Below are 13,874 nucleotides of genomic sequence, written 5' to 3' on the forward strand. Positions count from 1 at the left end.
GGCCTCGTGCCGATGTGTCACGAGGCCGGGGCTGCGTGATCAGAAGTCGTATTTCTTCGCCTGCTCGGCGTCTGCGGCGATCTGGGCGTTGCCGACCCAGACGTTGTCGTAGCCGTCGAGCTTGTGGAGGTTGTTGTAGCCCTCGATGCCAAGGTCCGTGCCTTCGGTGATGGTGCCGCCGTCAGCAAGGATCTTCGCGATCTGCAGCTGGGCCTTGCCGGCGAGGGCAGGATCCCAGAAGAAGATCTTGTCGATGGATCCGGTGGCCAGGTACTTCGCGGATGCCGAGGGGATGGAAGTGCCCATGACGCAGACCTGATCGGACAGGCCGGCCTCTTCGATCGCGCGGGCGATGCCGGGCACGTCGTTACCGGCGGAGCCCTGGAAGGCCTTGATGTCGGGGTACTTGCCGAGGACTTCCTTGGCCTTTTCGTAGGCGGCCGTCTCGTTGTCAGTCGACTCGATGGGCGTCTCGACGCGCTCCATGTTGGGGAAGTTCTTCTGCTGGTAGTCGTAGGCTGCCTCGACCCATTCCATGTGGGTCTTGGCGGTCAGGCCACCGACGAACTGCACGTACTTGCCGGTGCCACCCGTGCACTCCCCGAGGTTCTTCATGATGTCGATACCGTAGGAGGCGTTGTCGAATGCCTCGATATCCGCATCAACGTTCTTGATACCGGTCGCCTCGTGGGAGACGACCTTGATGCCCTGTGCGCGCGCCTGTTCGAGGACGGAGGAAAGGGCTTCGGGCGAGTTGGGGACGACGGTGATGGCGACGGGCTTCTGAGCGATCAGATCCTGGATGATCTGGATCTGCTTTTCCGGCGCGACGTCGGTTCCACCCTCCGTTCGCGTGTCGTATCCATTCTCGGCGCCCCATTCCTTGACGCCCACGTCCATGCGATCAAACCATGCGATGCCCTTGACCTTGACGACGGTGACCATCGTCTTGCTGGAATCGCCCGCGGCCGAGCCGGTGTTTGATGAGGAGCTATCGCCTGTCGTCCCGCCGACGGTCGAGCAGGCAGTCAGAGCGAGCATCGATGCAATGGACACCGATGCCGCCGTCAGTCTTCCGATCTTCATGTCGTCACTTCCTCGTGATCTAGTTGTCCGACGTTTCGGGTTCGCCATCTCCTGCGATGGCGCACGCATTATGGCGTGACCCGCGTCGCAATCACTTACATTACACGCGGTATCGCGCAGTGGCAACTCGTTTTCGCGCACGTCAGGCGTCCTGATTTGCTGATAACTGCTCTTCCGCGCGCACCTCTACGCACGGTTATACGCAAATACTGAGCGAAAGACGCCCCTGTGGGCTGGCTATATAGGCAAGTGCACGTGTTGCGCGGTATCGCGCACATTCGCGTCGAAAGTTCGGTACAGTGTCAAGCGGGCGGCGATCACGATGCACTGTTGCAGGCATCATCTGTACCCCTCGTCGCACCCCGCGTAGACCATAGCCACCAGAAGGAACCATCGTGACCCGGCAAGACACCATTGTCTCCATGATTGAGGCAACCGGCTTCGAGACCGTGTCCTCCTTGGCAGAGGCTCTCGACGTGAACGTGTCAACCATCCGCAGGGACCTGGAGCACCTGGCCGAGGCCGGCCTCGTGCGCCGCACCCACGGTGGCGCGATCCCGATCCCCCAGGACGAGGACACCGAGGAGTTCCTGCAGGATTCCCCGAACCGCGCGGAGAAGCGTGCGATCGGTCCGGCCATGGCGGAGCGCATCCTCGACGGCCAGTCCGTGTTCATCGATTCGGGGTCGACGTGCCTCGAGGTGGCTCGCGCCCTCGACGCGCGCCGCGTGACCGTGGTGACGCACGATCTGCTGGTGGGCCTCGAGATTTTGAAGAAGCCATCCCTGAACCTGGTGTTCGTGGGCGGCGAGCTACTGCCGAACCGGACCCACATGTGGGGGCCCACCGCCATCGATCAGCTCGACCACATCCGCGTGAACACGGCTGTTTTCGGTGCGAATTCGGTGATGGAGGACGGCATTTACGCGTCAACCGGGTACTCGATCGAGCTGCAGCAGAAGGTCCGTTCGATCGCGTCGACCGCCTACTTCGTCGCGGATTCGACGAAGTTCGGCCGCAACGCCCTGTACAAGGTCCTCGGCATCGACGCGTTCACGGCGGGCATCACGGACTCGTTCCTCTCCCCCATCTCGGCGGCGGCATACCCGATCCCCCTCATCCGGGCAGAGGTGAGTCAGGGGTAGGTTGTGTCAGAAGGGTGACGCTGCTGTTTCACAGCAGAAACCGCAAAAGCTGGGTCATTTCCAACCGCGACCACCACTCCCTCGGTGGCCACATCTACCACAACGACCATCAAGCATCTGCTTCCAACAGGCGCACCATTTCCTTACGAACAGCCAACCGACATTCATTTGTCAGGGGCTACGAACTGCAGAGTGTGCTCGATAGGTTTGCGTACGAACACGCAATTTCTGTATGGTTTGATTAAAACCATTCTCACGCTACAGGGCTACCATGGGACAGCAACGAGGCACGTACTACTGGGATGACGATTCCCTCTCACCAGGCAACCGATCCGAAGGTGGATGGTCGGAGAATCTGTTCGACGACGACGGTAAGCTACGAGGCCACGCGCGCTTCATCCCCGATCCCGACTCCGACGATGATGGCTACACCTACTCGCCCTATGATGATCCGCCGATGTTTATGTCGAGCGAGACACGGCGGGAATCGGAGGACGAAGACAACTCACCTATCATCGATCTGCTGGCCGAGGTCCTCGCACAGGCGGTCGTTCAGCTCATCGAAGACGCTGCGGCTGCTGGGTTCGCATACGCTGCTCCCCGGGTCAAGAAATGGGCGGAAGAAACGGCGCTCCCATTTATCACAAGCAAGCTGGGGAGTGTGAAAGGCAAACTTGACGGTGTCCGCGTGCCTTGGGGGAAGAAACAGGACCATGAGTCTGCTGTCGACGAGACCGTTGACGGCATTGTCGTCTCGGATGAACCTTTCGAGGCAATCGAACAGAGCGACAGTCACGCGACTTCCGAACCCCTCCAGATTGAAGCGAAGCGGCAGAAAATGTCGAACGCGGAGGCTCAGGCACGCCTTGTCGCGGCCGCTGCAGCCCAGCGTTTCGCGATGGAGCAGGCACACCTCGTCTCCCAGTCAGACATTGTTGGCGCAGCTGACGTCAACGAGGTGATGCAACAGATCGCCGCACATCCCCGGGAGATGTTGGATGCCCTCATCAAACAGCTCGCGCACAACCCACGCCTGCTCGAGGACGAGAGCCTGGCCCAGCTGGCTTCCATCCTGGACCGCAACTCCCTCCAGCTCGGCCCAGCCCACAAAGAACACGCACCTCTCCCCCGCAGCGAAGCGTAGCGCCGACTTCCCCTTCGGTCGCCGGCGCGCTTGCGTTGGACAGGTTGGGAACACGCCAATCACTATCTCGCCACTCGCATGTGGGAGGCAGCTCGGCCTGACGACCATCTATGCGTCCGCGGGATCTTCCCTGCTGACGTTGATCGTGATCTCCTTCGTCCGCCGCAGGTGCGGCAATGTAATACGCGGATCGAAAGGCGACGACCGGGAGAAGTTCTCGTAAACGTCCAGCCCGCGACCAAGATCGATCACCCATCCGGTATCGGTCACGATGCTACGGTCGTGGAAGTAATCAACGATGCTCCAATCGATGACGATCCCGAACTGTCCCCACGACTGCTGCAGCTGTTCGAACGTCGCTTCCTGCTTCGCGCGGTAGTCATCCTCGTCGCTCGCGCAGGTCTCGATAACAACGCGCGGCAGCCTAGCGGCATCGGCATGCTGAATAAGCTGCAGCAGAATCTCGTGCACGTTCCGGATTTGGTACGGATGACGCAAGTACGGGTCACGGATCCGAATCTCAGCCGCATCGAACAGGTACGGGAGCAGGATGTCCGGCATGGAATGACCCATGCTCGGCTCGATCTTGTAGCGCCTGGGGATGGCACGCGCTTGCAACAGGGCTCGACGGTCAAAGACGGGCGAGGCCGGCCTGCTGTCTCCGCGTGTATCGACAATGCCGTCCGACGTCGCAAGACCGTCGGAAAGCTCGCCGCCAGCCCGTTGATCGCTCCCCCGCTCATTAGCATCGCTGTGCGACGTGAAGTACTGCGGGTAATCCAGCTCCTCCTGGGTGGGCACCGCGCACGCATGCGCAGCGTCGTAGCGATCCTGGTCCATGCGCCCCAGCATGTAAGTGAAGTGCGATCCGGACGCGGCCATCGTGTCATCGAGGCGGACGATCTGATCCTTGACACGCTTGCGCCCCTCGATCGCGAAGCGAAGCAGTTCCTCAAGCTCCTCAGGCGCACCGTCGCGTGCAGGAAAGATGAGTTTTACCAGGCCCGAGAACGTCTTTCGCACGGCGTCCTGATCGCGCTTCGACATGGCGGGATCCAGCGTCGCCAACGTATCCAGGTCACCGGAGTAATCCAGGGTACGCAGGTGCCGCAGCGCCTCCGCCAGGTAATCGACAATGAGCCCGTACCCGCGCGAGAAGAGCTCGGGCCGCACGATGTCGACTTCCCATCCCGGCAGATAGTAGTGGATACGATCCATGTACGCCGTGTCGTGGTAGGCCTCGGGCAGGGCCTCGAAAAGGTCGGCGGTGGCCAGCATCGCGGGTACGGTCCGCGTCGTGTTGCCGACGAAGACCATCGAGGCCTCAGCCGTGATCGTGCTATCGCCGCGCGAGAACGACTTGTTCGCCAGGTAGTTCTTGAGCGTGTCGACCAGGCTGCGCTCCACGCGCTTGTGCCCGGCAAATTCATCGAAGGCAACGACGTCCCAGTAGCCGACCAGTCCGATGCGTCGGGTCGCGTTGTTGACGAAGAGCTTTGCCAGCGTCACCTCGCCGCCCGACACGAGGATGCCGTGGGGTGAGAACTCGGAATAGATATGCGATTTTCCTGTGCCCTTGGGGCCGAGTTCGACGAGGTTGTAGTTGCGTTCGACGTAGGGAATCAGTCGGGTGAGCTGAAAGAGCTTCGCGCGGCGGCTGAGCTTCGCAGGATCGAGGCCGACAGAGGCGACCAGCAGGTCGATCCACTGATCCGCACTGAAGGACGATCGGCCCTGGCAGTAGCGATCGAAGTCGAATCGCGGCAGCTGGATGGCTTGGAGGCGCGAGACGATCCACGGGCTGGTCGCCTTTGCGCCGGGGTCTCCCATCGGCACGTAGGACACGTCAGCCATGCACCAGACGCCGCCGGTGAGGAGGCGATCATTGTCGCGGACGGTCGCGTCGGACACCAGCACGTTTGTGATCCCAAGGTTCTCGAAGGATGCGCTGTATCGGTCGTGGGTTTCGTCGAGACTGACGGAGACCTTGTCGATGATGCGGTACTGCCCCGCCTCGCGGATGCGCGACTTAATCAGTTCGGATTCGCCGCGGTTGACGTAGCGCTGGGCGAGGATTCGCCGAACACTTTCGACGCCCTCGATGATGGCCGCTTCGCTGGTGGTCGCGCAGTACTGGGCGAGCAGGAATTCGAGCACGTAGGAGGGGACGATCGCGTTGCCCTTGACCTGGCCGACCAGGTCCTTGCGGACGACGAAGCCGTCGTATGCGCGCGCGGCGATCTCCTCGTACTCCGCGAGTTTTCCTCCCTCGCTACCCCCGATCAGGGACGAGGCCGGGGAATCCCCACGCTCTACCGCTTCTTCGGGCGAGATGCTCATAGGTCGAATCCTCCGAATGCTCCGAACCCGTTGTCATTGAGGGTCAGCTCGTGGGTGGCGACGGGCTCGCCGACGACCTGTCCGTGAACGGTCTTGTAGGCGACGATCCGGACAACCTCGCCGGAATGCCTCTCCAGCACCCCGTCGAAAAGGATGAGTTCGCTGCTCTGCTTGAGCGACACCTCGGAGCGCTCGCCCGCGTCCAAGGTGATGACGCGAGTACTCGACAGCTTCTCACCCGACATGCTCTCAAGGCCAATCGTGACGGTCAGCGGCCTTCGCGTCGGGCTGATGGGCTCCTGTTGGATGACGCGAGGGCTGAATCGGTTGACCTTGAGGGACGTATCGTCGTAGTGCAGGGCGATGCCGACGTCGCGGACCTCCTCGGCGCCACCGCTGCCCACCGACACCTCGATGACGGGGGTGGTGACTTCCTGGAGGGAGGCACCGCCGTGGACGAAGCGGTTTCCTCGGCCCTGGATGCGGATGCGGCGGGTGCCGTAGGGCAGGGCGATGCTCGGCCCGTCTGTCAAGCCGACGCTCGTCGCATCGAAGGCGACGAAGTTGTCCGTCGACTCCAGGTCCTTGCCGAGGACGTAGCGGCGCTTCTTCACGGAGACGGAACGCCCGCGCGGGACGCCGCCCTGTTTCGCAGTGTCATCGTTGGCGGGTTCGCTGTCCTGGAAGAGGAAACCGTGGTCGGCGGTCACGAGGATGCGGGTGATGTCCGCGGAGATAAGCTTGCCTACGAGGCCGGAGAGCTCGTCGATAGCCCGGTTGACCGCATCGGGGGTGGCGCTTTCCGAGGCCGCATGGTCGCCGGTCGCATCGATGACGTCGTGGTAGATGTAGACGGCGGAGGCGCCCTTGAACTTCGAGCGCATCGACTTGACGGAGTCGCTCGCGAGCTCCTCGTATGTGAACGCACGCCCATCGGCACCTTCAAGGATTGTCCGGCGCGCATCGATCCCCGATGTCGATTGGCCGTCGGCCTCGACGATCACTTGGTCTTTGCCCCGCACGCCGAGGCTCAGCTCTCGATGCGGGAGCAGCGCGGCCATGCCGAGGGCGGTGATCGACGGCAGCATCGTGTACCAGGGGTTCACGGCGACCGCGCCGCGTCCAAGGGAGCGCAGATAGTCGGCGAGCTCGACGCCGGCCTCATATCGGAGAGCGTCGGAGATGATGACGACGGTTCGCCTGTGGGAGCCGGCGACGAGGAGACGGTGGAAAGAGTCGATGCGCCCACTGGACGAGGGGACGGCGATATCCCATGTGCGCATGCCGCGCAGGGCGTCGTCCCACGTGCGCGAGAGGGGGCGCAGGTAGTCGTCGCGGTACGCGTTTTCGACGTGCCGGTCGAGGTCGGTGAGGACGTCATCGACGTGAACGGCTCGGGAGGCGCACACGTAGTGGCGATACTCCTGATCGATGGCCCACAGGCCGCCATCCGGGTCCGTGTAGCGGGCGAAGCCCTCGGCTGCGTCCGAGAAGGCGATGCCCGGGAGCGCACGCAGGTGGGTGAGCAGACGCGCCCCCGCCCGCGCTGCATCCCACAGCGCCTCCGTGTCTTCGAACCAGAGCCCTTCGCGGCGCCTCCCGCGCTGTTCTTCGACCTGAGCGACGCCGACGGATCCGTCGATGATTCCGCGGACGAGGCGGGAGATGAGTTCTCGGTCAACGCCGGGCGTGGTCGTGTCGATGAGGAGGGCGTCGGTAGCCGCATCGTACAGCGCTGAGCTGGCTCCGGTGGCCTCGTCGACTCGCTTGGCCCATCGGCGGGCGTCGTCTCGCGTCGCGACATCGCGGGTCCACATGCTGAAGTCGCGCTGGGCAGAGTTATGCCGGTGATCCCAGCCGTTCGCATTCATGACGAAGAGCCAGGTCATGAGCGCGTCGAAGGTATGTTCGCCGTCGTATCCCCAGATGGCGTGAGCTCCTTCCCAGAAGTATGCGTCGAGACCCCACTTGAGGGCGTCGAGTGGGTTGTCCTGCGTCATTGAGGCGAGCTTGGCGAAGAGGACGGAGAAGGAACGCTGCTGTGTCTTGAGCAGAACGGCGCTCATTGCGGCGAGGAAGGTCTTGCGATCGGATCGCTTGTCGGCGTCGCTGATGGTGCCGAGGTGCTTCTTGAGGTCGGCGACGCGGGCGGTGGAGTTAAAGAAGGGAGCGTATTCGTCGATGACCGCGGCCAGCGCCGGGTCAACGCCGAGCTCACGCACGAGGAGCGTCGAGGCGTCTGCCTTGAAGGTGGGGTATCCGCATCGCACGTCGGCGAGGAGGTCTTCTTCGAGAAGCGGGAGCTCGCCTCCACGGTAGAGAACGTAGCGGGACTTGGTGTCTTCGGCAAAGATGCGGAGTTTGGTTTCGAAGAGGTTGGCGTTGATGGTGATGAGGGTGGCGCCGTCGAGCAGTTCTCGGACGGCGTCGAGGTCGTCGGCGTATTCGCCGTTGCGGTCCAGCCACGTGACGATACGCCCATGCTCGAGCAGGGCGTTGAGTTCCTCTGCCAGCCGAGAGGCATCGATTCCGCTCATTGTGTGCCTCCTCCGAGTCGGTCATGCAGGTCCGTCAGGCGCTTCAAGGCCCGCCTGAGGCTATCGCTTTCGGCGGCGGCGCGCTCGATGCTCCAATGGTGCGTCATGAGGCGCTGTAGGTGTAGCGCGTAGGCGGGACCAAAATCCAGCTCGTGTCCCTTTCCATCGACAGCATCCTTGAGCTTCGCTTCCTTCATGATGCTGAGCAGGTATGGCTTGTGATGGGACGCGGGCGGCTTCACACTCGCCATCGATCTGTCGCAGAATTCTGCGACTCCCTGCCGGTCCGCCAGAATCCACGACTCGATGGACTGGTCAACGATCCGGATAAGCAGATCGGGCGACTCACCCGGAGTGTGTTCAACGAGTTGCGCTCGAAGGGTGACGGGACATCCTCCCCCATCCCGATCGAGGTCACGAAAAACGACGTAAGGGAGAACGCGAGCCGCTTCCCAGTAGTTCTTGAGATCCCTGTCAATCACGCCCTTGCCGTTGGCGCTCGTGACGGAGAATTCACTGTTGGCCCATCCCGCCGCGCACATCAGTGCGGTAACAACCGGTATGTCTGTCGGTCCCTCGACGATAACCTGGGCGTAGACGTAGCCCTCCATCGCTTACCAGGTTCCCAGCGGAATCGTGCGACCATTGACGGCGTCGATACCCTGCGACTTGGGCAGGCCGGCGCTGACCACGGCTTTGATGCGCGGGTCGTTCGACTCCGACAGTAGCTGACCCGTCGTCTCCCCGTCCTCCGAGCGCAGCATCAGGACCTGGCTGGGGAGCACCAGCTCGGAGTCGATGAGTTCCGGCGAGTGGGTGCTGATGACCATCTGTACGTCGCGGTTCATAGCAACCTCTGCCAGGAGCGAGGGCAGGGAGCGGACGACGGAGGCCTGCAGGAAGGTTTCGGGTTCTTCGATGAGGACGACGCTCGTGTCGCGCGGTAGCGTCGCCAGGTCGAAGAGTAGGCCGAGCAGGCGCAGCGTTCCCTCGGAGAATTGCTCGTGCGAGTAGACGCCGCTCGCGCCATGCACGGGAGTGTCGCTGTAGAACACGAGCTCCGTGCCGAGCCCCATGCGTTGGTAGGACAGGTTCGGGATCTCCGGGACTACCGCGGCCATGATCGGGCGAATGCGGTCGACCACGGAATCCAGCTGTTGGTCCGAGAAACGCCCCGCGTGCTGGAAGAAACCAGTCCCATGGTCCGGGTCGTAGCGATCAGCCCGCTCGAGCATCTTCTTGGGGTTCGGGTGAATGTATCGGATTGACTCAATAGCGATGCGGGTGATCTGGTGCAGAAGAGAAATCTGCACGTTTTTGGCCTTGAACCTAGAAGCAGATTGCACGACTGAATCCGGATCAAAAGATGATCGCACGCGCTCACCAAAGTATGAGCCGTCTGATTCCGTTACCCTTTCAGCACTGATCGATACCGGCTGACCATTGATCATAAGATCTTCACTGTCGACAACGGCACGATTACCAGCGGGAAATTCTATCACTTCGTTCGCAGCGTCATCTCTCTTATTCTGGTCATTAGCAGATGACTCTTTTCGAAGCGACAGCTTGTACTCAATTTGATGTTTGTCTTGTTCCAAAGTGAGATCGAAGGAGGCGCGCTCCGTACCGGAACGGAAGTAACGTTCCGGACCGCCCCAATTCTCCGAGGCAGCTGCCAGACCGAGCCGCGCGACATCGCTCAAAAAGCGCAGGGCAGCCAACAGGTTGGTCTTGCCCGATGAGTTGGGGCCGACGACGAAGAGACGCGATGACAGGTCGAACTCGATGTGGGCAAAGTTGCGCCAGTTCGTGATGGCGATGTGCGTCAGCTTCACGTCGCGTCCTTTCGTTGTCATCCCTGGTATCTGTCCAGTGTCCCACGACGTGGGAACACTGTCACGACCACCACACGTTGTTCTTCTTGATTTCTCCGCGAACCCACTTTAGGTCGGACGCGATTCCCCTCTTGACGTCCGGCGTGGCGGCGCCGATCGCGGGCTGGGGCAGGTCAGCCAGATCCGAGCGCCAGCCGTAAGCGAGTTTGAGGCGGTTGATGCGCACGCCGTCGTCCAAGTCCAAGTGGATGCGGCGCTGAGCGAGAGGCTGCAGGACCGAGTCGATGAATCCCTGAACCTCCGCGATCGTCGCGTCGATCTCCGCACGCCTTTTGTCGATACGGGCGCGCTCGCGATCAGCCTTCCTATCGTCGCCCATCACGGCGTCACGCTCACGCCCGACAGCCTCCGATTCGGCCTTGAGTCGATCGACGAAGGGAGCCGCGTACTTGGTGAGCACCTGGCCGACTGTGTCGGGCGTGTAGCGGTGCAGGTAGATCAGCGCCCGGAACGTGCCCTTTGGAGACTCGAGGGACCAGTACACGGGGCGTCCGCTGAAGTCCTTCTGGTGGTCGGCGGCGAAGGACTTCGCCATGTAGTCCTCGAGGGCCTGCTCGGGGTCGGCCGGGATCACCGGAGGAACGAACTCCGCGGTGGCGCTGACGGGCTTGACAGCCAGGCAGCGGGTGAGGAACTCGACGTTGTCGCCGAGGTCGGCGGCACCGAAGACCACGCGCAGCACAGCCTTGACACGGCGCGAGGCATCGTCGTCGAAGGAGCCGCCGGTAACGGGGATGATGCCGTCGTCGTCGGGTTGGAGGCGAGGCTCGGCGACGCGGGCGCGGAAGTCGTCAAGCGACGAGGCTTGATCGGCCAGTACGAGCCCCGGCATGTCAACACTGTAGCGGCCCATTGTGACGCCGATGGCCCAGGAGATGAGCTCGCGCGCGCTGCGCTGGTAGTGCAGCCAGCGGTATTCCTCCTCGCTGCGCTCGGGTGCACCCTTCGTGGGAGCGAAGGCGAACCGCGGATTGTAGGTGAGGGAGACTCGCGAGAGTGGGACATCGATCTCCACCTCGCCCGCGAGGCCGTAGACGTCGGCCCAATAGCGGTTGTTCTCCGTCTCCAGGCGCTGCGCTTCCTCCGCGGTCTCGCAGCTGCGGCGGTACCAGTCATCGAAGGCGTCCTGGAGCAGCGAGTGCCCACCGCGCAGGTAGGGAGGACGGGCGAAGTCCCACGAGGTTTCGCCGGCATCCCAGTCGGCACGGGAAATCTCGATCAACCGCTCGACACCCACTGAATCGAAGGATTCGGGCTCGATCCAGGGGAGGGTCTTCACTTGACCAACTTCGAGCATAACGGTCGGGGCAATATACTCGGCTAGAGTCCCCACCACTGCACTGTTCAAGAATGCAAGATACTTAAGAAGGTCACAAAATCCCCCGGAAAATACAGCGGATCCCTTGTGCCCGAACAACGATGGCGAGTCGAAGAACCTAAACGAAACGTCGCCGCTCGCCACAGTTGACCATGAAACACAGGGACGGAAGTAGCAATCGATGTTCTGGGGGCGCGAACGCTGCTTTCCAGTCTTTGGATCAACGAGTGACTGAACCTCGCGACCGTCATCTTCCCAATTGACGACATAATCCTGGTTGCCCCACCACTTGCGATACTCGCCGCCCTTGTTGTGCGGGAACCAGCGGGCACCGCTGGCTTGAGCATCCGCACGATCACGTGCCTGCATGTAGGAACGATCAGCGCTTACCTCGAACCACTGACGCAGGAACCGCTCATTGTCAGCTGTTGCGAGTCCCTGTTTCGCGGGCGCCACCTCTCCCAACGGGATGCCCTCTTCAAAAGCGTTAAGCATCTGGCGACTAGCCCAGTAGACAATTGGTCTTCCAGGAATAAGATCGAAGATATTCTGTTTCGTCTCATAGCGCCCATAGTCCATATTCAAGAATAGCTGCCGGATAGCCTCAATGGAGCGAACCTCAACATGCCGCTCAAAGAGACGACGAAACACCGCTACATGATCGTCCGGAGCAGCATAATTACAGAATGTGAATCCAACTGAACCGAAGTCCGATCCGAACAGACCACGCCCAAAGTGAACCATCGTTTCGAGGCTCTGATGGTCAAGAAGATCTATCCTAAATTTCTCGAATGATGACAGGGACATCCATCCGGGCAGCACAATCATTCCCCACGATGCACGATGCGTGGTGAGATAACGAGCCCGAAGCATAAATCCCGAGTACAAATCATCTTTGGCAACAGAGTAGAACTTGCCCATAAATTGTTTCAGAGCTTTTCCAAAATTCTGTCTGCCCAAATACGGCGGGTTTGCGATCAGGGTCGTGTAGCGGCCATCCTCGAGGATCTCGCACATGTCGGCGGCGCGCAGCCACTCCTCACTGTCCGCACCGCCCAGCAACTGCTGCCTCTCCCCGGCGTCGATCCGGCGCGCAATCTCGCGGAACAGGGCGGAGGTGCCCTCCGGCACGCGGATGAGCGATCCGTAGGTGTCGGCATGGTGGAACTGTTCAATCAGCTGGGACATGCCGAGGGATACTCCATCTCCGGAGGCATCCGCGATTTCTGCGGGGCTCAGCTCATCGAGTTTCACGGACTCGACGTGAACAATCCTGGGCCCGCGCCACGAGGTCTCGCCATCCCGCTGACTCTGGCGCTCGATGCGCCCCAAGAAACCAAGATTATGCTCGACGGCCTTCATCGTCAGGGCGAAGGAGGCAAGCTGCACCGCGCGCCCATCCACGTCCGCACCGTGCAGGTTCTTCTCCAGGATCAGGCGAGCGATCTGTCTGGTCGGGTATCCGGCCTCGATGTACATGTCCCACAGGACGTCGAAGGCATAGGTGAGCATGTGTCCAGAACCGCAGGCCGGGTCGATGACGCGGAAGTCCTCGGGGTTGGCGATCGCCAAACCCTGGTCCTCCTGGCCCTCGGCAGGGGTCACCAGATACTCAAAACGCTCCCGGAGCGCCGAGTCCGGGTGAGCACGCAGCCACTGCGCCCCCAGCGTATTCTCCACCAGGTAGCGCACCACCCAGTGCGGGGTAAAGAGCTGTGTGACGGGAGCCAACGTGTCCTTGTCAATCTTGACACCTGCGTCGTTGATTTCCTGCTTACGAGCGGCGATGTAAAACTGATAGAGCCAGCCAATGACCTCAACGTCCATGTCTCCAGAATCGTTGGGGCCGATCGCCGCCACGATATCGGCACGCACAGACTCACCAGCCGACAGCAGGTCCGTCGGTGGAACCAGGTTCGTCCAGTCGTCCGCCTCGGGAAATACGCCCGGCATGACCCGGTGCCAGGAGGTGAAGTATTCGCGGAGCAACAGGACGTATGCATCAAGGTCCTGATTATCGAAGAGCAGCTGCGCTGCCCGCGCTCGCGCGTCCTCTCCGATGTGGCGATCGAAGTCGCCCCCACGAGCGCGCTGCACGCACTCGGGTACACCCGTCCCCGATCCCTCGGCTGGGGTGACGACTCCGTAGTCGCCCGAGATCCCCATCGCATCCATGTAGCGCAGGGCCGTCAGGCGGTTGAACCACGAGTAGGCGACCACCTTCGCGGCACCCAGCACCCGGTTACCACCGGCCTCAGCATGCTTGTCGACAGCCTGGGTCAGGCGCGCACGGTCGGCGTCGCTCAGAAGCGGATCGGCCATCTTGCGCTCGATCGCCGCCACAGACATCTCGATGAGGCGCTCGCGCGAGGCGGACGCCAGAGACTCCAACGCTGAGGTGTTCATTGC

At 61.7% G+C, this 13,874-nt stretch carries 8 protein-coding genes; 2 read left to right on the forward strand and 6 right to left on the reverse strand.

What is annotated here, in order from left to right:
• Positions 1 to 39: 39 nt before the first annotated feature.
• Positions 40 to 1,086, reverse strand: a complete 1,047-nt coding sequence (locus O3656_RS07445; protein WP_500063337.1) for a substrate-binding domain-containing protein — start codon at positions 1,084 to 1,086, stop codon at positions 40 to 42.
• 395 nt (positions 1,087 to 1,481) lie between these two features.
• On the opposite strand from O3656_RS07445, the gene O3656_RS07450 reads away from it, so the two are divergent.
• Together O3656_RS07450 and O3656_RS07455 are read left to right on the forward strand one after the other, a co-directional pair.
• A complete protein-coding gene (locus O3656_RS07450; protein WP_309304962.1) occupies positions 1,482 to 2,231 on the forward strand; it encodes a DeoR/GlpR family DNA-binding transcription regulator in 750 nt (249 codons plus the stop codon).
• A 271-nt stretch (positions 2,232 to 2,502) separates the two neighbouring features.
• On the forward strand, positions 2,503 to 3,375 hold the full coding sequence (locus tag O3656_RS07455; protein WP_048675644.1) for a hypothetical protein: 873 nt from the start codon (positions 2,503 to 2,505) through the stop codon (positions 3,373 to 3,375).
• A 108-nt stretch (positions 3,376 to 3,483) separates the two neighbouring features.
• Here O3656_RS07455 and brxL read toward each other — a convergent pair whose 3' ends face one another.
• The 5 genes from brxL to pglX all read right to left on the reverse strand — a co-directional run bounded on the left by brxL (position 3,484) and on the right by pglX (position 13,871).
• The gene (gene brxL / locus O3656_RS07460) at positions 3,484 to 5,715 is read right to left on the reverse strand and encodes a BREX system Lon protease-like protein BrxL (protein WP_500063338.1); all 2,232 of its coding nucleotides are present in this window, start codon (positions 5,713 to 5,715) and stop codon (positions 3,484 to 3,486) included.
• Entirely contained in the window at positions 5,712 to 8,252 is a 2,541-nt protein-coding gene (pglZ, locus tag O3656_RS07465; protein ID WP_500063339.1) for a BREX-1 system phosphatase PglZ type A, read from the reverse strand. The genes brxL and pglZ overlap by 4 nt, the downstream gene beginning before the upstream one ends.
• Positions 8,249 to 8,863 carry a hypothetical protein gene (locus O3656_RS07470; RefSeq protein ID WP_048675638.1) on the reverse strand — a complete coding sequence of 205 codons (615 nt, stop codon included), beginning with the start codon at positions 8,861 to 8,863 and terminating at the stop codon, positions 8,249 to 8,251. The genes pglZ and O3656_RS07470 overlap by 4 nt, the downstream gene beginning before the upstream one ends.
• 3 nt (positions 8,864 to 8,866) lie before the next feature.
• The gene (locus tag O3656_RS07475; RefSeq protein WP_048675635.1) at positions 8,867 to 10,087 is read right to left on the reverse strand and encodes an AAA family ATPase; all 1,221 of its coding nucleotides are present in this window, start codon (positions 10,085 to 10,087) and stop codon (positions 8,867 to 8,869) included.
• 61 nt (positions 10,088 to 10,148) lie between these two features.
• Positions 10,149 to 13,871: a BREX-1 system adenine-specific DNA-methyltransferase PglX gene (gene pglX, locus O3656_RS07480; protein WP_048675632.1), complete on the reverse strand. Its 3,723-nt coding sequence runs from the start codon at positions 13,869 to 13,871 to the stop codon at positions 10,149 to 10,151.
• Positions 13,872 to 13,874 lie beyond the last annotated feature (3 nt).

Origin of the sequence: Pauljensenia sp. 27098_8_83 (assembly GCF_041432695.1) — a bacterium.
GTDB lineage: Bacteria > Actinomycetota > Actinomycetes > Actinomycetales > Actinomycetaceae > Pauljensenia.